25 protein-coding genes are annotated in these 23013 nt (G+C 42.1%); all 25 read right to left on the bottom strand.

Annotated elements, in window-relative coordinates:
- Window positions 1-5 precede the first annotated feature (5 nt).
- The gene (gene spoVAE, locus B9Y89_RS12180; RefSeq protein ID WP_085523490.1) at window positions 6-356 is read right to left on the bottom strand and encodes a stage V sporulation protein AE; all 351 of its coding nucleotides are present in this window, start codon (window positions 354-356) and stop codon (window positions 6-8) included.
- Window position 357: 1 nt separating this feature from the next.
- Window positions 358-1371, bottom strand: coding sequence for a stage V sporulation protein AD (gene spoVAD, locus B9Y89_RS12175; protein WP_085523489.1), 1014 nt, complete (start codon window positions 1369-1371; stop codon window positions 358-360).
- Window positions 1372-1386: 15 nt separating this feature from the next.
- Window positions 1387-1845 carry a stage V sporulation protein AC gene (spoVAC, locus tag B9Y89_RS12170; protein WP_085523488.1) on the bottom strand — a complete coding sequence of 153 codons (459 nt, stop codon included), beginning with the start codon at window positions 1843-1845 and terminating at the stop codon, window positions 1387-1389.
- 19 nt (window positions 1846-1864) lie between these two features.
- Entirely contained in the window at window positions 1865-2284 is a 420-nt protein-coding gene (locus B9Y89_RS12165; protein WP_085523487.1) for a stage V sporulation protein AB, read from the bottom strand.
- Window positions 2277-2900, bottom strand: coding sequence for a stage V sporulation protein AA (locus B9Y89_RS12160; RefSeq protein ID WP_085523486.1), 624 nt, complete (start codon window positions 2898-2900; stop codon window positions 2277-2279). The genes B9Y89_RS12165 and B9Y89_RS12160 overlap by 8 nt, the downstream gene beginning before the upstream one ends.
- A gap of 124 nt (window positions 2901-3024) precedes the next feature.
- Window positions 3025-3783, bottom strand: a complete 759-nt coding sequence (gene sigF / locus B9Y89_RS12155; RefSeq protein ID WP_085523485.1) for an RNA polymerase sporulation sigma factor SigF — start codon at window positions 3781-3783, stop codon at window positions 3025-3027.
- A gap of 11 nt (window positions 3784-3794) precedes the next feature.
- A complete protein-coding gene (gene spoIIAB / locus B9Y89_RS12150) occupies window positions 3795-4238 on the bottom strand; it encodes an anti-sigma F factor (protein WP_085523484.1) in 444 nt (147 codons plus the stop codon).
- Window positions 4239-4589, bottom strand: coding sequence for an anti-sigma F factor antagonist (spoIIAA, locus tag B9Y89_RS12145; protein ID WP_085523483.1), 351 nt, complete (start codon window positions 4587-4589; stop codon window positions 4239-4241).
- An 88-nt stretch (window positions 4590-4677) separates the two neighbouring features.
- A complete protein-coding gene (locus B9Y89_RS12140; protein WP_085523482.1) occupies window positions 4678-5865 on the bottom strand; it encodes a D-alanyl-D-alanine carboxypeptidase family protein in 1188 nt (395 codons plus the stop codon).
- Between the two features lie 233 nt (window positions 5866-6098).
- Window positions 6099-7400 carry a pyrimidine-nucleoside phosphorylase gene (locus B9Y89_RS12135; protein ID WP_085523481.1) on the bottom strand — a complete coding sequence of 434 codons (1302 nt, stop codon included), beginning with the start codon at window positions 7398-7400 and terminating at the stop codon, window positions 6099-6101.
- 29 nt (window positions 7401-7429) lie between these two features.
- Window positions 7430-8248: a purine-nucleoside phosphorylase gene (locus B9Y89_RS12130; RefSeq protein WP_085523480.1), complete on the bottom strand. Its 819-nt coding sequence runs from the start codon at window positions 8246-8248 to the stop codon at window positions 7430-7432.
- Between the two features lies 1 nt (window position 8249).
- Window positions 8250-9077, bottom strand: coding sequence for a purine-nucleoside phosphorylase (locus tag B9Y89_RS12125; protein WP_085524723.1), 828 nt, complete (start codon window positions 9075-9077; stop codon window positions 8250-8252).
- A gap of 21 nt (window positions 9078-9098) precedes the next feature.
- The gene (gene deoB, locus B9Y89_RS12120) at window positions 9099-10283 is read right to left on the bottom strand and encodes a phosphopentomutase (RefSeq protein WP_085523479.1); all 1185 of its coding nucleotides are present in this window, start codon (window positions 10281-10283) and stop codon (window positions 9099-9101) included.
- A 12-nt stretch (window positions 10284-10295) separates the two neighbouring features.
- Window positions 10296-11183, bottom strand: a complete 888-nt coding sequence (gene xerD / locus B9Y89_RS12115) for a site-specific tyrosine recombinase XerD (RefSeq protein WP_085523478.1) — start codon at window positions 11181-11183, stop codon at window positions 10296-10298.
- 1 nt (window position 11184) lies between these two features.
- On the bottom strand, window positions 11185-11409 hold the full coding sequence (locus B9Y89_RS12110) for a YqzK family protein (protein ID WP_085523477.1): 225 nt from the start codon (window positions 11407-11409) through the stop codon (window positions 11185-11187).
- A gap of 160 nt (window positions 11410-11569) precedes the next feature.
- Complete coding sequence (fur, locus tag B9Y89_RS12105) at window positions 11570-12022, bottom strand: ferric iron uptake transcriptional regulator (RefSeq protein ID WP_085524722.1); 453 nt, start codon at window positions 12020-12022, stop codon at window positions 11570-11572.
- A 113-nt stretch (window positions 12023-12135) separates the two neighbouring features.
- Window positions 12136-12759 carry a stage II sporulation protein M gene (spoIIM, locus tag B9Y89_RS12100; protein WP_085523476.1) on the bottom strand — a complete coding sequence of 208 codons (624 nt, stop codon included), beginning with the start codon at window positions 12757-12759 and terminating at the stop codon, window positions 12136-12138.
- 118 nt (window positions 12760-12877) lie between these two features.
- A complete protein-coding gene (locus B9Y89_RS12095) occupies window positions 12878-14044 on the bottom strand; it encodes an endonuclease Q family protein (RefSeq protein WP_085523475.1) in 1167 nt (388 codons plus the stop codon).
- 14 nt (window positions 14045-14058) lie between these two features.
- Window positions 14059-14598, bottom strand: coding sequence for an NUDIX hydrolase (locus B9Y89_RS12090; RefSeq protein WP_085523474.1), 540 nt, complete (start codon window positions 14596-14598; stop codon window positions 14059-14061).
- 317 nt (window positions 14599-14915) lie between these two features.
- Window positions 14916-15830 carry a methylisocitrate lyase gene (gene prpB, locus B9Y89_RS12085; RefSeq protein WP_085523473.1) on the bottom strand — a complete coding sequence of 305 codons (915 nt, stop codon included), beginning with the start codon at window positions 15828-15830 and terminating at the stop codon, window positions 14916-14918.
- A 13-nt stretch (window positions 15831-15843) separates the two neighbouring features.
- A complete protein-coding gene (locus B9Y89_RS12080; protein WP_441351501.1) occupies window positions 15844-17280 on the bottom strand; it encodes a bifunctional 2-methylcitrate dehydratase/aconitate hydratase in 1437 nt (478 codons plus the stop codon).
- Window positions 17281-17344: 64 nt separating this feature from the next.
- Window positions 17345-18460, bottom strand: a complete 1116-nt coding sequence (gene mmgD, locus B9Y89_RS12075; protein WP_085523471.1) for a citrate synthase — start codon at window positions 18458-18460, stop codon at window positions 17345-17347.
- 275 nt (window positions 18461-18735) lie between these two features.
- Complete coding sequence (locus B9Y89_RS12070) at window positions 18736-20280, bottom strand: BCCT family transporter (protein WP_085523470.1); 1545 nt, start codon at window positions 20278-20280, stop codon at window positions 18736-18738.
- An 80-nt stretch (window positions 20281-20360) separates the two neighbouring features.
- Window positions 20361-21815 carry an aldehyde dehydrogenase family protein gene (locus tag B9Y89_RS12065; RefSeq protein WP_085524721.1) on the bottom strand — a complete coding sequence of 485 codons (1455 nt, stop codon included), beginning with the start codon at window positions 21813-21815 and terminating at the stop codon, window positions 20361-20363.
- A gap of 17 nt (window positions 21816-21832) precedes the next feature.
- Window positions 21833-22885 carry a homoserine dehydrogenase gene (locus B9Y89_RS12060; RefSeq protein ID WP_085523469.1) on the bottom strand — a complete coding sequence of 351 codons (1053 nt, stop codon included), beginning with the start codon at window positions 22883-22885 and terminating at the stop codon, window positions 21833-21835.
- Window positions 22886-23013 lie beyond the last annotated feature (128 nt).

Here is a 23013-nt window from a genome sequence, read left to right as displayed (position 1 = left end):
GGTGATCATCCCTTCGGTTTGAAAATTAAGGCGATGAGAAAACCAAATAATATTGCTGACGTTATTCCGGTAGACGTTAGTTGAAAGGCCCCCATAGCGACACCAATATATCCATGATTTTCCGCACCTTGCATCGCTCCATGGAGTAAAGAATGGCCGAAGCTGGTGATTGGAACGGTTGCTCCAGCACCAGCAAATTCAATCAATTTATCATACAATCCAAATGTATCCAATGCTGCCCCTAATACGACAAATGTGACAATCACATATGGAGGCGTCAATCTAAATACATCTAAAAAGATTTGTCCGACAACACAAATCAACCCGCCGATGACAAACGCTAACAGGTATTCCATGTTACTCGCCTCCCGCCGATTCAAGTACAACACCATGTGCTATACAAGGGATCGTTTGTTTTTGTTGAATAATCATAGGGTTAAGGAGTGCCCCTGTTGCAACAATAAGAGCTCGCTTGATCGTCCCTTGTCGAATTTGATTGGCAATATAACCGTAAGAAACAACTGCGGAGCAGGCTGTCCCACTGCCGCCGGCAAAAACAGGTTGATCAGGCCGATAAATCATTAAACCACAGTCTTGATGGACATTGCTCACATCCATACCTTTCTCCCACAGCAATTGTTTGACGATTGGACTTCCAACACTAGACAAATCTCCCGTAACGATCATGTCATAGTCTTCAGGTTGACGACCCATATCCTGTAAATGATTATAGATCGTGTCAGCTGCTGCCGGGGCCATAGCTGAACCCATATCATTTGGATCACCAATGCCCCAATCTAATACACGACCAATAGTCGATGAAGTCAAACGAACAGGTGATGATTCTTGATTGACAAGGGCAGCTCCTGCACCTGTTACAGTAAATGTTGCCGTGTCAGGCTTAGGTCCTCCATACTCTGTAGGGTTACGAAATTGTCGTTCGGCCGTTGAATTATGGCTGCTAACAGCACACAGAGATTGCTCAGCATATCCCGTATCAACCAATAATGCACCCACACTTAAAGTTTCCATAGATGTTGAACAGGCCCCAAACATTCCCAAATAAGGTATTTGGTACTCACTTGCAATGAAGTTTGAGGTGACGGTTTGATTAAGCAAATCACCAGCAAGGAACATATCTACATCTTCTGGCTGTTTCTCTCCATTTTTCAAACATATGTCAATTGCCTCCCTCATAAGTCGACGTTCGGCTAATTCCCAATTCGTCTCTCCGCAATGAAGATCATTATGTGAAAGGTCAAAATGGCTTGATAATGGACCTTTTGCTTCCAATGGACCAACTGTTGTCCCAGTTGAATGTAAGTAAATATTATTTTGATATTGCCATGTTTGTTTTCCAACTTTAGCCATAATTTGCCCCCTGACCTACATTAAATTTCCTATGAAAACTCTTAACAAGCCAAAAACAACAGCCGAGAGGATACCAAAGACAATCACAGCCCCGGCTAGTTTGAATAAATTCATTGCTATGCCTAAAACAATGCCTTCACTCTTGCTTTCCAGTGCTGAGCTCGTCACCGAATTAGCAAATCCTGTTATAGGGATTAATGCACCAGCTCCTCCAAATTGACCAATGCGATCGTATACCCCAAATCCCGTTAACAAAGATGAAATCAAAATTAACGTACCCACTGTATAATCACCAGCGGTCTTCTCCGAGAAATCAAACATTGCAGAATAAGCATTCTCAATGAGTTGACCTATGAGACAAATTAATCCTCCTATAATAAAGGCTTTGATACAATTTTTTACATATTTAGGTTTTGGCTGATAAGGTTTTATATTTTGTTTATAGTTTTTCTGATCATTTAACTTCTTACTCATTTGCTTCCTCCTTAGGCTGTTAATGGTTGACAAAATAAGTCCAATGGAATAAAGAGCCACAAATTTTCCCTAGAACAATAGCCATTAGTAATATTAAAATTTGTTGATTAATACCAATTCTTTTAGCTAATATAGGCAGCACATTCAAAACTTCCGTAAGGGCCGCTGCCAGCATACCGATAAACAAACCAGAGAACAGACCAATCGGGATCAGTAAAAATGACGGTAGCGCTAACTTAATATTCCATAAACTGATACTTGTTCCAATGATGGCACCTAATACAACACCCCATTCAAGCCACCTAATGAGGTGGTTCGTTTTTGATAACTGAGTTAAACGCGGAATGATGCCAAGCACGGTTAAAAAAGCTACAAATCCACAGCCAACCGCCAATCCGCCAGAGAAACCGATGATGATAAGAACAACCTCTTCAATCATTTGATTGTCCTGTTTGCCGTTTCTGATACTCGTGAACAATCACATACTGATCAAGATCTTGCTGATAATTAAACATCTCAACTTCTAGCGGACTGGGTTCTTCGTTAAATTTCTTTTTGAAAATGTGGTTAAAAAAAAGGATCATCCCGATACCTAATCCCAATGAATATGGGATTTGCAATATCAGTGGTTTACCCTTATGCTCCCCTGTAATAAGTGAATATAATTTTTGATGAACCTCTCCCATAGCCACATCCTCATGGAAGTTCATAATCGTAAGACCTGAACCAATGAACAAGATTAACCAAATGAGTAAAAAGAGAAGCGGTCGACTTTTTCGCTTTTTTGGTTTAACTTCTAGAATGGTCTGTGTGGGACCAACGGTTTGAATGTCGGCCTCTGGAAACTGTTTATAAATATTTGTGATAATATCCATAACGTCAACAACCGTAAACTTATTATCGGCTGGCGTGATGTGATAAATATTCATACTAACCAACCGCTTTTTGATATGCTCAGGGGCAACAATGTTTGCCAATGTACCAATGGTTACCACTTCGTTGACGTTCACCATTATTTTTTGCCGCATACGAACGTAAATGGATACCTCTGACATCACACGACCCCCTTTGAACTTTAGTATGTTTCTAAATGGCTCCATTCATGCGAAACAATTAAAGGGTCCAGTAATTCCCATTACATAAAGAAAACTTTCTTTAAGACAAAAAAGAACCAGATGGTTAATCAACCATCTGGCCTTTAATATCCTCTAATATTTTCTTTTCTAATCGTGATACTTGAACTTGCGAAATGCCTAAACGTCCGGCAACTTCCGATTGCGTTTGATCTTTAAAATAACGTAAATAAACAATGAGTCGTTCGCGTTCCTGTAAATGCTGCACGGCATCACGCAAAGCAATTTTATCAAACCACTTATGTTCATCATCATCAGAAATTTGGTCCATTAGAGTGATGGGGTCGCCATCATTTTCATATACTGTTTCATGAATGGAAGATGGTGAGCGGATGGCTTCTTGTGACATCACGACTTCTTCGACCGATATATCAAGGGCCTCCGCCAATTCTTGAACAGTCGGATTCCGTCCTAACTGTTTAGATAGCTCGTCCTTTTTTTTCCTAACTTTATTGCCGGTTTCTTTTAAAGAACGGCTGACCTTTACCGTTCCATCATCCCTTATGAAACGTTGAATCTCACCAATAATCATCGGAACAGCATATGTCGAAAATTTCACTTCATAACTCAAATCAAATTTATCAACGGATTTTAGCAAACCAATACAGCCGATTTGAAATAAATCATCGGATTCATATCCGCGATTAAGAAACCTTTGGACGACAGACCATACGAGCCGCATGTTTTTTTCAACAATTAAGTCTCTGGCTTCTTGCTCCCCTTGTTGACTTCTATGAATTAGGTTTTTGATTTCATCATTATCCAACAGTTTATCTTTGGACGTCTTTTCGACATTGACATTCATAGGCAGGTCTCCTAATTGCACAACGCTTTATTCTTTGACAAATGTTTCGTTAAATGAACGGTTGTGCCTTGATTTTCGTTTGTCATGATGTCGACGTGATCCATGAAATTTTCCATGATGGTAAAACCCATTCCCGATCGTTCGAGTTCTGGTTTCGTTGTAAATAGCGGCTGTCTTGCCTCATCAATATTCTCAATTCCAATGCCTTCGTCACGAATCATAATATTAACCGTTCCGTCAACCAATACTGCTTTAATATAAACCTTATCTTTACCGTTGTTTTGATAACCGTGAATAATCGCATTCGTAACCGCTTCGGAGACAACCGTTTTGATCTCTGTTAATTCATCCATTGTTGGATCCAACTGAGCGACAAACGAAGCCACTGTCACACGAGCAAATGATTCATTTTCACTAAGTGCGGAAAATTCCAGCGTCATTTCATTCTTATTCATCTAAGCCACCCCCAAAGTTTGAAGAGCAAAGGACTCATCTTCTTCTAACCTAACAATCTTAAACAACCCTGACATTTCAAATAAACGGCGAACATCAGGTGAAATCGAACAGACAACCATTTCACCGCCACCCGCGGCAATTTGCTTATATCGACCTAAAATCACACCTAAACCCGAACTATCCATAAATCTGAGTTCACCTAAGTTCAAAAGCATATGTTTTATATTTTGGTTTTGTAAAGCCAAATTCACTTGATTACGTAGTTGTTCAGCCGTATGATGATCCAATTCACCTGAAAGTCTGATACACAACACTTGATTTTTTGTTTCCAGATTGATCTGTAGACTCACTGGCCTCTCCTCCTTTTTGGGCTAATGAGTCTTTTCGCTATTTGCATCTGTCAATCCTTCATCATGACAAAACTAGTGGTGATTCGACTTACCACGACCCATTCGTTGCTTTTCCGACCATACGTTTAAATAATTGCCACCATGAAGCTTCCTCGACCTTTTCATTAACAATTAAAGGCGTTTCCGACACAGTCTTTCCATCCCTCTTGACTACATAGCGACCGACAACCGTGCCTTTATCAATAGGTGCTTGCAAATTTTGATTCATTTTAATGTCTTTTTTGATTTGGTTTAATTTGTCCCCTTTTTTCGTTAATAAGACAACACGATCCTTGGTAACAACAGAAACATTTCCGCGCGCACTCTTATTCACTGGCACTTGCTTGACATGCTTACCCGCTTTCACAAGTTGTTTCGTTTTATAATTCGCGAATGCATAATTCACCATATTCATAACTTGTTTATTGCGCTCTTTTGTCGACGGCGCCCCCATAACAACCGAAATCACGCGCATATCATTTTTCTTGGCGGTCGCGGTCAGACAATACTTAGCTTCATTCGTAAAACCTGTTTTCAAGCCATCTACCGTGTCTTCGGTTTTCACAAGCTTATTTGTATTAACTAGCCAAAATTTATCATCCGTATCTTCACGCAGGTAATCTTCATATGTCGATGTATATTCTAAAACATCTTTATAATGCAATAATGCCTTAGCCATAGTGGCCATGTCCTTAGCAGTTGAGTAATGGTTTTCTTCAGGAAGTCCCGTCGGATTTTCAAAATGCGTGTGCTTTAGCCCCATTTTCTTAGCTTTTTGATTCATCTGTTTCACAAACATTTTCTCGGAACCCGCGATGTGTTCAGCCATCGCCACCGAAGCATCGTTTGCTGATCCAATGGCAATCGCTTTGATCATGTCTTTAGCCGTCATGACCTCGCCGGTTTCAAGATAGACTTGTGACCCACCCATCGATGCTGCGTGTTCACTCACCTTAATTTTATCCTTTAATGATAAATCACCGCGATCAAGCGCTTGGAAAATCAGTAACATTGTCATAACTTTCGTCATACTGGCCGGCGGTAATTCTTTTTGTGCATTGGATTGATACAGAACTTCACCAGTATCTTGCTCCAATAAAATCGCTGACTTCACATTCTCGACGATAGGCTCAGACGTTGATTTCTCTTTTGCCTGAACAAAAGATGCAGGTATTGTTAGAATAAAAATCATTAATGTTGCTAATCCAGCTGTCGTCAGTTGTTTTATTTTTTTCATCGCTTGATCCCTCCAATAGATACACATTATGTCTTCTTTATCCTTTCCAATCTTTGCATATCTAAAACCCAACTGCATAAAACTTTAAAGAAAAAATTTACTTTATAGTAAGTGGGAAAGTAAAATAACTGTTTTTAGTTGAGCACGAATAAAAAAACGCTTGACAAAGAGTCAAACGTTTTACTTAGCAATGTTTTATTTTATTCCTTATTAGTAATTTTTTTACAAAAGCATTAGTCGATGACTTTATAAAGCAGTACTGGTTTCTGTTGTTCTTCTTTAGAAATAGCAATCGCATGTTTCAGTTGTTCGATGACAGATGTCGGATTGTTGCTGTTGCTATGTAATACCGCTATAACATCGCCATTATTGATATAATCACCGATTTTATGTTTCAACGTAATCCCAACGGCATGATCGATGACATCATCTTTGGTTGCTCGGCCTGCTCCAAGGTGCATCGCAGCAACACCTACAGACTCAGCATCAATTCCGGTAACATAGCCACTTTGCTCCGCCTTTACTTCAACATGATACTCCGTTTGTGGCAACTGATCTAAATCATCAATGGATGCTACATCGCCGCCTTGACTGGCTATAAATGTTTTAAATGCTTCGTACGCTTCACCGTTATCAAGTTTTTTCTGAAGCGTCTGATAAGCCGTCTTATAATCAGGATAAGCCTCGGCTAAAACGGTCATGTGAGCCGCTAATTCCAATGATAGTTTGCGTAAGTCTTCAATATTTCTCCCGTTTAAGACTTCTACAGCCTCCTTAATCTCGTTGGCATTGCCGATTTCATAACCGAGCGGCTGGTTCATGTCACTGACGACAGCAATGGTGTTTCTACCAACATTGTTGCCAATAGACACCATTTCGTTTGCAAGCGCTTTGGATGCCTCAAGCGTTTTCATAAAAGCGCCAGAACCTGTTTTTACGTCAAGAACAATCGCATCAGCACCTGAGGCAATTTTTTTACTCATAATTGAACTAGCAATGAGCGGGATCGAATCCACTGTCGCCGTGACATCTCTAAGTGCATATAATTTTTTATCAGCTGGAGCTAAGTTACCACTTTGACCGACAAGGGATAGTTTATGCTTATTGACATTGTCAATAAATTGATCCCTTGTTAGCTCTGTTTGAAAACCTTCAATCGCTTCCAATTTGTCAATCGTGCCACCTGTATGACCTAACCCTCTTCCTGACATTTTGGCAACGGGAACACCAGCCGCGGCAACAAGCGGTGTTACAATAAAACTGGTTTTATCACCTACACCCCCGGTTGAATGTTTATCAACTTTAATCCCTTCAATCGGTGTCAAGTCAATAGAATCACCGGATCCTGCCATCGCCAAGGTTAAATCAGCAATTTCGTCGTCTTCCATTCCTTGAAAGTAAACGGCCATTGCGAAAGCGGACATCTGATAATCAGGAATATTCCCGTTTGTATAATTATGAACGATAAATTGAATGTCTTCTGCAGATAACGCGTTACCATCGCGCTTCTTTTGAATTAAGTCAACCATTCGCATGTCTCTTCACCTCATCATGATAAAGATGTTTACATTGCTTCTAATGTCGAACGAACCAAGCGGATGAATGTCGGCTTTGTCTGATCAGCAACCGCAACGACTTGATCATGCGTCAATGGTTCCAATGCTTCTCCAATCGCCATATCCGTGACACAAGAAATACCAAGGACCTCCATGCCCATATGATTCGCGACAATCACCTCAGGCACCGTTGACATACCAACAGCATCTGCTCCGAGATGACGTAGCATAATCAGTTCAGCTGGTGTATTAAATGAAGGTCCAGTAATCCCAGCGTAAACACCCTCTTGTACTTTAATATCTTCTTTAGTAGCTATTGATTTCGCAAGCTTTCTAAGATCTTTACTGTAGGCTTCGCTCATATCAGGGAACCTCGGACCAAAAGTATCATCATTCTTACCAATGAGTGGATTTTCACCGGTCATATTAAGATGGTCATTAATAATCATCAAGTCACCTGGTTCGAATGATTGATTCATGCCTCCACAGGCATTCGTCACAATTAAACGGTGAATACCAAGCCCCTGCATAACCCGGACCGGGAACGTCACGTCTTGAATGTTGTAACCTTCATAGAAGTGAAACCGGCCTTGCATAGCCACCACTTGTTTGCCATTTAATTCACCGATGACGAGTTGGCCTTTATGCCCGGCAACTGTCGACTCTGGAAAATACGGTATATCTTTATATGGAATGACCAAGGCATCCTTAATGTCTTCAGCTAAATCGCCTAGACCGGAGCCAAGAATCAGACCTACTTGAGGTTCGACATGAGCATGCTCTTGAACGATTTTAATGGCTTCACTAACTTTATCCTGTAATGACATATTATTTGTCCCCCATCCGTTGAACAATGGCTTTGATTAGTGCTTGAAAATCGGTCTTGACTCGTTCCGTTGTTTCAATCACCTCTGAATGGCTGAGCGGTTGGTCAAGAATACCGGCGGCCATATTTGATATGCAAGACAAGCCGAGAACTTTCATACCGGCATGTTTAGCGACAATGACTTCTGGAACGGTTGACATGCCGACAGCATCGCCCCCAAGCTTGCGTATCATCTTGACTTCTGCGGGTGTTTCATAACTCGGACCCGTGACGGCAATGTAAACGCCTTCACGTAAATCAATGCCAGCTGACGCCGAAGCCGCTTTTGCTAGCTGCTGCAAATCTTTATCATAGGCCTCTGCCAACTCTGGAAATCGCACTCCTAATTTTTCATCATTAGGTCCAATCAATGGATTGTCATTCATCCAGTTAATGTGATCGGTCATCAACATCAGGTCTCCGGGATCAAAACCCGTATTAACGCCTCCAGCCGCATTGGTAATCACTAATTGATTGATCCCCAATTCATGCAGCACTCTAATAGGAAAGGTTACTTGTGTTAAAGTATACCCTTCGTAGTAATGGTACCTACCCTGCATCGCAACCACAGGGACCCCATTCAAATGACCGAACACAAACTGACCAGCATGTCCAGCAACCGTTGGCTCCGGAAAATGCGACAATTCAGTATAAGGAATTGTTTCCGCATCTTCCAACTGTTCGGCCATCACACCTAGACCTGACCCAAGAATCAAACCGATGTCTGGGGTTATCGTTACTTTTTCCTGTAAAACTTCAAGTGCTTCTTGTACGTATGTTTTGATTGCCATATCTCTCACCTCAGGCCCCATTTAAATGTCTCTTAAAAAGCTTGTTCCATGTTTGGGCATTGGAATGCTAAAGTTATCACTAACAGTTGCACCGATATCCGCAAATGTCTCCCGCTTTGACAACTGATGCCCTCCATTTAATTGATTATGGTAAACGAATAAAGGTACAAGTTCTCTCGTATGATCAGTCCCTTTATAAGTTGGGTCATTACCATGATCGGCCGTGATGATTAGAACATCATCATCTTTTAGCTGCTTTACTATCTCCGGTAAACGGCGGTCAAACGCTTGCAGTGCCTCACCATAGCCTTCAGGGTCGCGGCGGTGACCATACTTAGAATCAAAATCAACAAGATTAAGAAACGCCAGGCCATTAAACGTCTCATTTTGCGTTTCGATTAGTTTATTGACGCCGTCCATATTATCCTTTGTTTTAATTGCTCGGGTGACACCTTCCCCATCATAAATATCATTGATTTTCCCTAGAGCAATAACATCGAAGTTTTGCTCTTCCAATTCATTCATGACCGTATGACCAAACGGCTTCAACGCATAATCATGTCTATTAGCTGTTCTTTCAAACTGTCCCGGCTCACCAATGAATGGACGAGCAATCACACGTCCGAGCATGTAAGGCTCATCGATAGTTAATTCACGGGCCATCTCACAGATCCTATAAAGTTCAGCAACGGGGATGACGTCTTCGTGTGCAGCGATTTGTAATACGGAATCAGCAGAAGTGTAAACGATCAAGTCACCGGTTGCCATATGTTGCTCGCCTAATTCTTTAATAATTTCGGTTCCAGAGGCAGCCTTGTTACCAATCACGTTTCGCCCGCTCTTAGCCTCTAATTGTTGAATGAGTTCATCAGGAAAACCATTTGGAAAGGTCACGAACGGTTTATCAATATAGAGACCCATAATCTCCCAGTGACCCGTCATCGTGTCTTTTCCATTAGATGCTTCTTGCATCAGTCCATAATCCGCCTCGGGGCGATCGACAGGTTCAACACCTTGAATAGATGCACGAATATTACCAAGCCCAAATTGACTTAAATTCGGCAAATGCAAGCCATCCATCTTGTCCGCAATATGGCCAAATGTATCGGCCCCCGCATCATCGAATTGTGGTGCATCAGGGGCTTCACCAATACCTACAGAATCCAATACAATTAAAAAGACCCGATTAAATGTGTGTCCAGTCACAAAATCTCCTCCTTACGCTCTTGGATGATAGTTTGCATAAATATCCTTCAGTCGATGCTTCGATACATGAGTATAAATTTGCGTTGTTGAAATATCAGCATGTCCAAGCATTTCTTGCACAGCTCGTAAATCAGCTCCATTTTCCAAAAGATGAGTGGCAAATGAGTGGCGTAAGGTATGTGGCGTCAAAGCTTTAGTAATCCCTGCATCACGTGTCAATCCCCTAAGAACTTTCCAAAATCCTTGACGAGACATACGACGTCCATGATGATTCAAGAACAACGCATCAGTATGGGATGTTTTTAACATTCGAGGTCTGCCATTTTCAATATATGTACGTACTGCTTGAATCGCTTGTCTTCCAAGGGGAATAATCCTTTCTTTATTGCCTTTACCAATACAGCGCAAAAAACCCATGGTCAGGTGCAGATCGTCAAGGTTCAACTCTATCAATTCAGTGACACGTAAACCCGTCGCATATAAAACTTCCAACATGGCCTTATCCCGTTCACCAATGGGACGCATTAAGTTAGGCGTATCTAGTAGCGATTCCACTTCTTTCATTGATAGGACTTTAGGCAGTTTTCGCTCGGTCTTCGGAACACCGACATGATGTGAGGGATCATGCCCCGCGATGCCTTCCCGCAATAAAAATTGATGAAAAGCACGAATACTAGCGATTTGTCGCGCAACCGTCGAAGAAGCCCGCCCAGCGTCCTTTAAATGCAATAAATAATAGGAAATCTGATCACGGTTGACATCTGTCCATGCCTTAACATAGGAATTTTGGAGATAATTGACATATTGTAACAAATCACGTCGATACGATTTAACAGTGTTATCTGATAATCCTCGTTCGACAACTAAGTAGTGAATAAAATCATTGATTTGATCCTTCATGTTACTCCCCGTCTCTTATAAATTGTAGCAAACGATTAGGCCAACCCAGATCCTCACTAGTTTTCGAATCGTTTTGTGAAAAAACTTTAACCGCTTTTCCATCAGGTTCATCGTATTTATGAAAGCTATCATAATTTTGATCTAACCACTTCAACCCGAAATAGAATAAAACCGTGCAACTGACAAATAGAAGAAACACTTTCATTGTATCAAAAATTGTTTTCATTGCAGACCTCATAATCTCACCCCGGCATAGCTATCTTTATTACAAGGTATGCCAAAACACTAGTGAAATATACATGTCCACCCGAATCTAATATGTATTCTTAGTTGATTAAAAAACCCTTCCCGGTTTAGATATGGAAAAGGTTTTGGCTACCACACTATCATTCTGCTTGACTCTTTTCTTGACATCGATGACAAATTCCGTGGAATGTTAGGCGGTGATCTTTAATTTTAAACTGCCAATCTCTTTCAACGATTTTTTCAACATCACCAAGCAAATCATCTTGAATCTCATCAACCGTTCCACATTCAATACACACTAAATGGTGATGGAAATGGTCAGCTCCTTCTTGTCGTAAATCATATCTTGAAACCCCGTCACCAAAGTTAATTTTATCAACGACTTTCAATTCTGATAACAGTTCAAGCGTCCGATACACGGTCGCTAAACCAATTTCCGGCGCTTTTTCTTTAACGAGGAGGTAGACATCTTCGGCACTTAAATGGTCTTCTTCGTTTTCTAGTAAAACGCGTACAGTGGCCTCGCGTTGCGGTGTTAATTTATATTTCTGTGAATGAAGTTGCTTTTTTATTCGATCAAGCCGGCTCTCCATAGTCATGACATTGCCTCCCTCGCAATCTTACATCATAATTATAAGCATTGCGAAAACGAGTGTCAAATTATAATAATTTTAATCTGCTTTTTATAATAATTATAATTTGATAATCAACCGACAACACCTTTAATTAATACGGGAGATAAATAGGCCTCATACAAGGCAACCACGAATGCAATGGCCAAAATACCAAACATAACCCCAGCGTAGCGGGTAAATTGCGGAAACAGCGGTTCTTTTCGACTTTTCATTAACAACTGCCGGATAATACGTAGAGAGAAAGCTACGGACGCCGTACTGACAATGATAAATGTAGGAATGATCATCAGATTTTGCGGAAACACACTAACAAGTGCTAACCAGAAACCATGTAATCCCATTTGATTGACGAGGAACCCAACAGTAAAACCAACGACAATCCCTTTAATGAATAATAGAATGAAAACAATGGGAAGCCCAATAATTGACAATCCTAATATCCAGATGAATCCAAGGTATTGTAAGGAATGGGAGAAACTCTCGCCTAACATCGTATTTGGGGCAGCAATCGCTCCTTTATTCATTTCAGTAAAAAACTGATTCAAATAATGGTATAAATCGTTTTTGGCATCATAAGGCAAACTATTGACAATCACTGCACCAAATATAATTCCCATAACAAATAAAACAATCGTAAAAACATAGATAGAGATATTATCCTGCAAGTGGCGAACCAAAGCTTGTTTATATTGCATCAATGGTATTCCCTCCTAATCACATTGCTTAGTTTATTTATATGATAGAAGGGACAATCTATGACTAGGATTTTAATAGTTTGCATCAGAAAATGACCCGTAACTAGTACCTCACGAGTTATTCATCTTTAACTCTTCCATAGCGGCCAGCACCGCCTGTTTCGAAAGCTAGGCTGCCATCCCGCCCTTTAACGATTAAATTTGCGACTTGCCGTCCAACTACATCCTGTAATTCAGCAGTGCTCACCTCATGCATCACATTCATTTCGCTGCCAAAGGCCGTGATTAATTTGGTAAGGGTCTTGGGGCCTACTTTGGGTATAAACTCAAGAGGAACTTGATGAATGTATGGAGGACGCTCCGGACTTTTCCCATGCTCCGACTTCAGTTCCTGTAAACGATTGGATACACCTGTTATTATGCGTTGACTCCCACAATAAGGACAGACACGGACGTCATCCCTAATTTGATGGAAACAAATTGCACAACATGTTTTATGATATTTTCCAAGGCGTGGATTCAGACCGTAATTAGCGACCACGTTTCGGTTGCCTTGTTTTTTCAGAACGCGTCTGAATTCCGAAAATGTCGGTGCCTCCATCGCGAATGTCTGATATTCTCTAGCAATTTTTGGGGTGGAGTGAGCATCAGAATTGGTTAGAAACGTGAATTGATGCAACTCCGGGATTTGATCAGCCATACCGGTGTCAGCGCTCAACCCTAACTCGACAGCGTCAATCTGATCAAGATCAAAGATTTCTCCTAAACTGCGTTTAACAGCCACACCATAGGCACTCTTAAATGGTGTGAATATATGTGCTGGGATAAATAGTCCATCGAGATCATGGATTTTTGTTTGTAACGCTTGGATGGTCCCAAAGTATCTTTGGGTACTAAGGGTAATGTTAGTAACGTGTTGCGCAAGCCACTGGCTAAATTGCTCTATTTTATGAATATAAGGAAAAAAGGCGAGTACGTGAGCCGGTCCATGACAATGGTGATCATAAACTTCTATTTCTGTGCCGAGCATCAAGGTTAAACCTTGGTACTGTACGCCACCATCGGCGAGTTCGTCAACGGCCCCATCAGACGCCATTGATTTAAGATGTTCAAGGATTTCTGGGACATGGCAGTCAATGACGCCAACAATATCCATACCTTTTCTATAAAAAGCCTCAGTCAGAATGTTATCAATCGTTAGTGAGTCAGAACCAGTGATTTTAACGGGTCGTCCTGAAGGGGTTCTCCCGAGATGGATGTGTAAGTCAGAATAATAATGTTTCAATAGAATCGCCCTTTTTAAATATGTTTCTTTAGTTGTAAATACTGCACTGCATAGACGGTTTTAGCATCATGAATGGTTTGGGCAGCAATCATTTGTAAGGCTTCGTCTACCGTGACTTCGTGTTGATCGAGAAATTCGTCATCATCTAGTTGCTGTTCGCCGTCTGTCAGCGTATCAGTATAGAACACATGGACAAGCTCATCCGCAAAACCTGGTGATGTGTAAAAAGATACGAGAGGTTCAAGTTGATCACATTGAAAACCAGTCTCTTCCGCCAATTCACGTCTAGCTGTTACTTCAGGCGCCTCACCCGGTTCCAATTTCCCCGCTGGAATTTCATAAATCGTTTTTTCTAAAGCTTTACGATACTGCCGGACTAAAACGAGACGTCCATCTTTGGTTACCGCGATGACCGCAACCGCACCAGGGTGTTTGACGAGTTCGCGTTTGCTGGTCCCTCCATCCGGTAATTCAACATCATCAACCTGTAGATTGATCACTTTTCCTTGATAAATGTCCTTAGACTGAATCGTCTTTTCTGTTAAATCACTCATGCCGTCACCACTTTCTATTATTAACATACCTACCTATTTTTATTTTAAGGATAACATAATTTAGGCAACTTTGGCTTAGTATGAGCAAGGCTGGACAAATCCAAAACAAGATACTCAGGAAACCGAACAAGTAAGATATCTCAAGCAAATTCTAGCGTAGTCAAAATATGGAGAGGCCGTGCCCTCGGAAGGCGACGTATTTTGACGAAGCGATGACAGGAATGACGATTTAAAACAAATCATCCGAACGGATTAATCAACAAGTTCGGATGATTCTTTGACGAATATACTTTTGTCTCATTCTCATTTAAAAATATCTATTTATTTTCCATCTCTGGCAAAATCGTTTTTGCGATTTTATTATCTAAGTTTTCATAATCATAGTGTTGGATCGTATCATACAATTCTTCCCGGGTTTGCATATCATCCAAGCGATCTTTTTGCGTGCCTTTCTGATAAATGTCCTGGAACACTTTTTCATAGGCTTTGGCAGCCACGCGAAGGGAAGTTACTGGATAAATGACCATACTGTAACCAAAAGCGGCAAACTCATCAGCTGTATAATAAGGTGTTTTTCCAAATTCAGTCATATTGGCGAGTAGCGGTGCGGATATCGAGCTGCTTACTTGACGGAATTCATCTTCCGTTGTGAAAGCTTCAGGAAAAATGGCATCGGCGCCCGCTTCCACATAAGCATTCGCCCGTTCGATGGCACTTTCAACACCTTCAACGGCTTTCGCATCTGTTCGAGCGACCACAACGAGATGAGGAGCAATTTCCTTAATCGCATGAATTTTTTCCATCATCTCTTCTTTAGGTATTAATTGCTTTCCATTAAGATGACCACACTTTTTCGGAAGCTCCTGGTCTTCGATTTGCACAGCAGCCACACGCGCTTCTAACATCTCTTGAGCGGTTCGCGCAACGTTTAGTACTCCGCCGTACCCAGTATCAATATCAACGAGGACAGGCAAATTTGAAGCTCTCACCAACTCACGCGCTTTTGCTGTAATTTCTTCTGAGTTAATCATGCCTAGATCAGGCAAACCTCGGCTCGCTGTATAAGCAGCTCCCGATAGATAGATGGCCTCAAAACCCGTTTGCTTAGCAATCAGAGCAGACATGCCATCATGCGCACCAGGTATTTTTAAAATTTCGCTATCGTGCATGTATTGTTTAAACGTTTCAGCTAATTGTTCCTGGGATGATGCTTCATTCACAATCCAAGTCATGAATAGACTCCTTTCACGGTGTCACGAGAAGTTTCATAAAATCATTGACATTCGTATTTTTGAGTGTTGCTTCATCTTGACAAAGCGTATAGATCTGTTTGACCTGTCTGTGAGGAAATCGTGTTCGTAAGTTGTTCTCAAATTTTTGTAACAGAAGCGGAATGCCTTCGTCTCTGCGACGACGATGGCCTATCGGATATTCAACCGCAATTTGTTCAGTGCTGGAACCATCATTAAACTCTACTTGAACGGCATTCGCAATCGAACGTTTCTCTGAGTCAAGATACTCTTGACTGTACCGCGGTTCCTCAACAACTGTCATTTTATCTCTAAGACGATCAATGCGCGGATCTTGGGCTACGGTGTCCTCATAATGATCAGCCGTCAGTTCACCGTAAATCAAGCCAACGGCTGTAATATATTGAATACAGTGATCACGATCAGCCGGGTTTTCCAGCGGGCCCGTCTTATCAATGATACGGATCGCCGATTCGTGAGTAGTAATCGTTACCTGATCGATGTCATCAATACGACCGGCGACGTCATCATGAAGTTCAATGGCCGCTTCAAGCGCTGTTTGTGCATGAAACTCTGCTGGATAGGAAATTTTAAATAAAACATTCTCAATCACATAAGAACCTAATTTGCGTGCGAGCGTTAGCTTTTGACCTCCGAACAAAACATCCTGAAATCCCCATCCTGGAGCCGATAATGCCGTTTTATAACCCATTTCACCATTCAATGTCATTAATGCAAAGCGAACAGCACGACTGCATGCATCACCCGCTGCCCAGGATTTTCTTGAACCGGTATTCGGGGCATGGCGATAGGTCCGCAAACTAGAATTATCAATCCATGCTTGTGATAAGGCGTTGACCACGTCATCTTTTGTCCCACCAAGCATGGCCGTCACGACAGCTGTTGATGCGACTTTAACGAACAACACATGATCCAGTCCATGTCTATTTAAACTATTATTAAGTGCAAGCACCCCTTGAATTTCATGGGCTTTAACAATGGACTGAAGTACTTGTTCCATTTTAATGGACTGTTTGCCTTCAGCAACCCGCTTGCGGCTGATATAGTCAGCTGTCGCCAAAATAGCTCCCAAATTATCTGATGGATGTCCCCATTCCGCTGCCAACCATGTATCGTTATAATCCAGCCATCGTATCATACAGCCGATATTAAAAGCAGCGTGAACGGGATCAAGTTCAAACGACGTACCTGGCACACGAACCCCGTTTGGGACGATGGTTCCCGGGACTATTGGCCCCAAGTGTTTCCTGCACTCTGGATAACGTTGTGCCAAAAAACCGCCGCCTAACGTATCCATCAATACATAGCGGGCTGTCTCCAACGCTTCTTGACTAGTAATCTGCTCGTTCACAGCATAGTCCGCAATCTCCTCTAACAACGCATCGGTTCTCGATTTGTTTTGTACATTCATCTCTGTCATCGATCGTTTCCTTTCTGTCTATAATTATCTATGAATATCTTATTCTTAAACTTACCTACGGATGCAGATTGCGTGGGCCGTTGTATTCGACACGCGGCCGAAACAGTCGATTATGGTTATGTTGTTCAATGACGTGGGCACCGAGCCCGACAGTTCGGGAGGCAAAGAAAATTGGCGTATATAAGTCAATAGGAATACCTAGTAAATAATAGACCGGTGCCGCATAATAATCGAGATTAGGATATAACCCTTTCTCTTCTTTCATCACCTCTTCACCCGTTACACACATATCATAAAGATCCAGGCGACCTTTTTCATCCGCTAAACGTTTAAGTGCCCGTTTCATCAAGTTGGCTCTTGGATCCATCTTTTTCATATAGACACGGTGACCGAAGCCCATAATCCGATCTTTATTCTTTAATTTATCATAAAGGATTTTTCTAAACCCATCGCTTGTATCCGCTTGCAAAAGCATACGCATCACAGCTTCATTCGCCCCTCCATGCAAATGGCCTTTCAATGAAGCGACCGCTCCTGTTAACGCACCATAAATGTCAGCATGTGTTGAAGCAATGACCCGCGCAGTAAACGTTGAATTGGGCATCTCATGTTCACTATAGACGACCAGCGACTGATCAAAAATTTCGGTTTCCAATTGGTTGTGGTCACGCCCGGTCATCATGCGCAAAAAATTAGCGCTATAAGACAAGGTATTGTCTGGTCTAACAGGTTCGCGACCATTAATTATATGATAACTATTAGCAATAATATTCGGTATTTTAGCTAATAGACGAAGCGCTTTTTTCCGGTTTCCTGCTTCCGTGCGGTCTTCAATATCAGCATCATAACCCGCTAAAAATGAAATACCGGTTCGAAGCGCATCCATCGGATGGGTCTGCTTCGGAAGCTGCCTGAACAATGTTAGAACTTCATCAGGTAAATGATAGTCTTGCTTCAACTCCGACTCAATCACCTTTTTTCTCGATGGATCAGGCAATTGACCTTCCAATAGTAATCCTACAATGTCAAGGTAATACTTATTTTCAGCTAATTCAATTAAATCGTAACCTCTAATCACAATTTCTTCAGCTGCGACATCCAAGTAAGAAACACTTGTCTGCGAAGCGACGACACCATCAAGCCCCGGTTGATAGGTTTGCTCTGCTACCAATAAGTTCTCCTCCCTCTGAAATCATTTTTACTATGTTGCCGCGCACAGGACGTGCTTAGACCGGCGTTGCAACAGGATGCTGCGAAATTTAGCCGATGTTCCTTAACTTCCCTGCTAAAAATGACCTGACAAAAATTTTCTAAGTGTATACATTAGTCTGACTACTATCATCATAACATGATCCACCGTGAAAATCAGCGATTTTTTAAAACGGTTTCACTAATGGAAAAATCTCGCCCCCAACAAAAAGACATGTTAAGGACGAGACCCATTTTTTATTTAGCTTCTGTTTGGTTCTCTTTATATATATGGGCTCGCCTATCTGTTACTTGCCCAACCGATTCTTTTCGGAGAGATTTAATCAAAGAAGCAATGATGCCGAAAATAATCACAGCAAACGGCAGCGCAGAAATCAGTGAGGCTGTTTGCAGACCTTCCAGCCCACTGCTGACAATCAATACAGCGGCGATGGCTGAAATGAGAACGCCCCAAATGACTTTAAGAATAACAGGAGGATTCATATTTCCTTCTGATGTCATAATCCCTAGGACAAACGTGGCTGAATCAGCTGATGTAATTAAAAAGGTGAAAATTAATAGAATCACCAAAATCGATAGTAAAGTACTTAAAGGAAAGTTTTGCAACGTAACAAATAATGCGCTCGTGATATCACCTTGAACGGCATCAGCGATTGATGTACCTTGAAAAAGATCCATATGTAACGCTGCACCACCAAATATTGAAATCCATATTAAACCGATGAAAGGCGGCGCAAGAAGCACACCCAAAATAAATTCCCGAATGGTTCGACCTTTCGATATCCTAGCGACAAACATGCCAACAAATGGCGACCACGCAATCGTCCAAGCCCAATAGAAGACCGGCCATTTTTTCACCCAGGATCCTCCTTCATAGGGTTGAAGATGCAGACTCATTTGGAAGAAGTTTTGGATGTAATCACCTAATGCAGTGACAAAGATTTTCAAGTCAAAGACCGTTGGACCTAAGAATAGGACGACGATCATTAATATAAGCGCAAGTGACAGATTAATATTACTTAAGTACCTTATCCCTCTATTCAATCCTGTCAGTGCAGATAGCATATATAAAATAAGCATGATACCCACAATGGCCAATTCGGTCCAGATTGTTTTCGGGACATCCAACACTTCATTTAAACCACCGTTGATTTGCAAAATGCCCATGCCTAGAGAAGTCGCAACACCAACAACGGTTGCAATGATCGCAAGGATATCGATCACCTTTTTAACTGATGTTTGACTTCTTCCTCGTAAAACAGGATTCAATGTTTCACTAACCATACTTCGTCTTTTTTTTCGGAAATGGAAATAAGCAATGGCCAAGCCGACAATTGTGAATGCTGCCCATTGATGAATCCCCTCATCAAAAAAGGTGTATTGCATAGCTACCCGAGCTGCTTCAGGCGTTCCTGCGTTGACATCCACCGGAGGTGTTTTTATAAAATGGGTCATCGGTTCGGCAACACCCCAGAAAACAATGCTGATACCGAATCCACAACTAAAAAGCATCGCGATCCAAGTAAATAATGAATATTCGGGCACATCGTCATCGCGACCTAATTTAAGCTTTCCCCACTTACTAAATGCAAGCGTCAGGCAAAATAAGATAATGATGAGCACAGTCACAAGATAAAACCACCCGAATGCGTTCGCCGTAAATCCATACACTGATGATGCATGTTTTGACAGCGAATCAGGTGAAACAGCCCCCCATATCACAAAACCTAGAACAATAACAGATGACACCCAAAAAACACTGTTTTTAAAATAGTTAACCACCGAAACCCTCCTAACAAATGCTTTTTCAATTATCAGAATATATTTTGTCTAAAAAAGGAAGCCCGAGACTCAGGCTCCCTTTATTCACTAGCTAATCGATCGTTAAGATTAAAGCAAACAACTTTGGGTTCCGTCATAGCTTCGATCGCATACTTGACGCCTTCACGCCCTAATCCGGATCCCTTCACACCGCCAAATGGCATACCATCAATGCGGTAATCACTACTATCATTAATCATAATACCACCCGCGTCGATTGTTCGAATCGTACGAAAGACCTTATCCAAGTTCTGGGTAAAAATGCCTGCTTGCAGGCCATAATCGACATCATTGGCCAAATCGACGGCATGAGAAAGATCCGGGACAGGATAGATCAAAACAACCGGTCCAAAGATTTCTTCACGGGTTAACGTTGCATCTTTCGGAACATCTGTCAAGACTGTCGGATAATAAAAAGCGCGCTCACGTCGACCACCTGTCAGCAGCGTTGCGCCTCTATAGACAGCACGATTGACCCAATTTTCAACCCGTTTCGCTTCCTGTTCATTAATCATGGGGCCAACGTCCGTCCACTCCGAAAATTTATCCCCGACGGTTAATCGACTTACTTCTTGCGCATACTGCTCAACAAATCGTTCGTACACGGGAGTCTCAACAAGAATTCGTTGCACACCGATACAATTTTGCCCAGCGGCGGAAAATCCTCCGGATATACACGCCTCAATCGCTTTATCCAAGTCCGCGTCTTCTAAAATAATCACCGGTGAATTGGAACCAAGCTCCATACTTACTTTTTTTAGCCCCGCCTTATGAGCAATTGTTCGTCCCGTTTCCAAGCCACCGGTAAATGAAATCATTTTAACATCGGGATGTGTGATTAACGTGTCGCCAATCTCACCGCCCGAACCCGTCACAACTGAGAGAATGCCCTTGGCTAGCCCCGCCTTCTCAAATGCCTCCGCTAACAGTAGAGCGCTTAATGGCGTCACTGACGCTGGTTTGACGACAATCGCATTACCTGCCGCAATCGCCGGCCCCACTTTGTGAGCGACGAGATTGAGCGGATCATTAAATGGAGTAATCGCACCTATAACCCCAATCGGAAACCGATAATAATAACCGACCCGATGTTCACTACCTTCCGCTTGATCAAAGTTAATCGTCTCACCCGTAATTCTCCGGGCCTCCTCGGCACTAAGGCGTAGGGTCTCGATACACCTTTTCACTTCACCCGTCGCTTCGCGAATCGTTTTACTACTTTCCGTGGCAATGGTTTGAGCATATCGGTCACGGCGAGCCTCGATATAATCGGCCGCATGATGAATGATGGTCATCCGCTGATGAGCTGGCATATTCGAAGCCATCTGCGTGCCCTTTTTGGCTTTTTCTATGGTCAATAACATGTCCTCACGGGAAGCCGCCGGTACTGATGCTATCATCTCACTATTTTGTGGGTTAAAAACGTCAATGGTATGTGATCGGCTCACCCATTCACCTGCTAAAAACATTTTCTGCAGTTTAACTTGTGTCGTCATTAATAACCCGCCTTTCGTCATGTTTTGGCCAAAGATCGATCTCGCACCCCATTGATTAGATCAATAAGCAATGAGAAACCTGTTTCCTGCAAACCTGCACCCGCACCCGTCAACATGATTGTTCCAGCCAGATCACATTCATAAATAATGGCATTCACAGGGCCATGAACAGCCGCAAGCTGATCATCAGCGGAGATTCGCTCAGGTTGAACACTTGCCTTGATGCCCCCCTCTTCTTTTCGAATCCTGGCAATCAGCTTCCACTTTTCACCTTGCTCTTGGGCAGTTTCGATATCCCCTTGATTCAGACCCGTGATTCCCTGGCACTTAATATCTGAAACGTCCAATGGCGCCCCCATCACATAGTTGGCTAAAATAACGGTTTTGTAGCGGGCATCGTAGCCTTCAACATCACTTGTGGGATCCGCTTCGGCATACCCGAGTTCTTGGGCTTTACTTAGAGCCTCATCATAAGTTAAACCAGCTTCCATTTCACACAATATATAATTGGTTGTGCCATTTAGAATACCTTTGATTTCTGTAATCTCGTTGCCAGCAAGCGTTGTTTTCGGCATTCGTAGTGCTGGTGTCCCACTCATGACCGTGCCCTCAAATCCCCAAAAGACATGATGATCGGCTGCAAGTTGTGATAATTCATGGTAAGCAAGTGCAATCGGCCCTTTATTCGTCGTTACCACGTTTTTACTGTTTTGGAACGCCATCCGGCAATGATCAATCGCCGGTTGACCCGTTTGTACATCTGTATAAGTCACTTCAACAATGGTATCTGCATTCGTCTGTTGAATCGTTTCGATGCTATTCATTCCTGTCTTTAAGCCCGGAACATTAGGATATTGCTCAACCGAACCCGTTTCTCTCACTGTTTTCAATAAAGTCTCAATATCTAAGCCATCTGGATGATAAACGGCTCCTTTCATAACATCAGAAATGGCAACAATGATAGGTTCCGTTCCCATTTGTTCTTTCAAGGTTTCCTTTTTGTCCAAGATAATGTCTGCTAAAGCCTGCCCAACACCACCAAACCCGACAAAAGCTAATTTATGAGCCAAAACATATTCCTCCCTCTATAATCATTTTTACTACGTCGTAACGCACAGGATGTACTAGCATTAGCGGCAGCAACAGAACGTTGCGGTTTTTAGTCGATCCCTTCCTTCTCCGTTAAAATGATAAGGGT

The sequence above is a fragment of the Tuberibacillus sp. Marseille-P3662 genome (genome assembly GCF_900178005.1).
In the GTDB taxonomy this organism is placed as follows: Bacteria; Bacillota; Bacilli; order Bacillales; family Sporolactobacillaceae; genus Marseille-P3662.
The sequence above is the reverse complement of the archived record's forward strand: the minus strand, read 5'-3'. Positions and strand labels throughout refer to the sequence as shown.

Excerpts from the sequence above, each read along its gene's own strand:
- B9Y89_RS12160 (WP_085523486.1), bottom strand. The coding sequence starts at position 2,900 with ATGTCAGAGGTATCCATTTACGTTCGTATGCGGCAAAAAATAATGGTG.
- spoIIAB (WP_085523484.1), bottom strand. The coding sequence starts at position 4,238 with ATGAATAAGAATGAAATGACGCTGGAATTTTCCGCACTTAGTGAAAAT.
- B9Y89_RS12140 (WP_085523482.1), bottom strand. The coding sequence starts at position 5,865 with ATGAAAAAAATAAAACAACTGACGACAGCTGGATTAGCAACATTAATG.
- prpB (WP_085523473.1), bottom strand. The coding sequence starts at position 15,830 with ATGACTTGGATTGTGAATGAAGCATCATCCCAGGAACAATTAGCTGAA.
- spoVAD (WP_085523489.1), bottom strand. The coding sequence starts at position 1,371 with ATGGCTAAAGTTGGAAAACAAACATGGCAATATCAAAATAATATTTAC.
- B9Y89_RS12110 (WP_085523477.1), bottom strand. The coding sequence starts at position 11,409 with ATGAAAACAATTTTTGATACAATGAAAGTGTTTCTTCTATTTGTCAGT.
- B9Y89_RS12065 (WP_085524721.1), bottom strand. The coding sequence starts at position 21,815 with ATGACGACACAAGTTAAACTGCAGAAAATGTTTTTAGCAGGTGAATGG.
- B9Y89_RS12080 (WP_441351501.1), bottom strand. The coding sequence starts at position 17,280 with ATGAATGTACAAAACAAATCGAGAACCGATGCGTTGTTAGAGGAGATT.
- B9Y89_RS12090 (WP_085523474.1), bottom strand. The coding sequence starts at position 14,598 with ATGAGTGATTTAACAGAAAAGACGATTCAGTCTAAGGACATTTATCAA.
- spoVAE (WP_085523490.1), bottom strand. The coding sequence starts at position 356 with ATGGAATACCTGTTAGCGTTTGTCATCGGCGGGTTGATTTGTGTTGTC.
- B9Y89_RS12125 (WP_085524723.1), bottom strand. The coding sequence starts at position 9,077 with ATGGCAATCAAAACATACGTACAAGAAGCACTTGAAGTTTTACAGGAA.
- B9Y89_RS12130 (WP_085523480.1), bottom strand. The coding sequence starts at position 8,248 with ATGTCATTACAGGATAAAGTTAGTGAAGCCATTAAAATCGTTCAAGAG.
- B9Y89_RS12135 (WP_085523481.1), bottom strand. The coding sequence starts at position 7,400 with ATGCGAATGGTTGACTTAATTCAAAAGAAGCGCGATGGTAACGCGTTA.
- xerD (WP_085523478.1), bottom strand. The coding sequence starts at position 11,183 with ATGAAGGATCAAATCAATGATTTTATTCACTACTTAGTTGTCGAACGA.
- spoVAC (WP_085523488.1), bottom strand. The coding sequence starts at position 1,845 with ATGAGTAAGAAGTTAAATGATCAGAAAAACTATAAACAAAATATAAAA.
- fur (WP_085524722.1), bottom strand. The coding sequence starts at position 12,022 with ATGGAGAGCCGGCTTGATCGAATAAAAAAGCAACTTCATTCACAGAAA.
- sigF (WP_085523485.1), bottom strand. The coding sequence starts at position 3,783 with ATGAATGTCAATGTCGAAAAGACGTCCAAAGATAAACTGTTGGATAAT.
- spoIIM (WP_085523476.1), bottom strand. The coding sequence starts at position 12,759 with ATGCAATATAAACAAGCTTTGGTTCGCCACTTGCAGGATAATATCTCT.
- B9Y89_RS12165 (WP_085523487.1), bottom strand. The coding sequence starts at position 2,284 with ATGATTGAAGAGGTTGTTCTTATCATCATCGGTTTCTCTGGCGGATTG.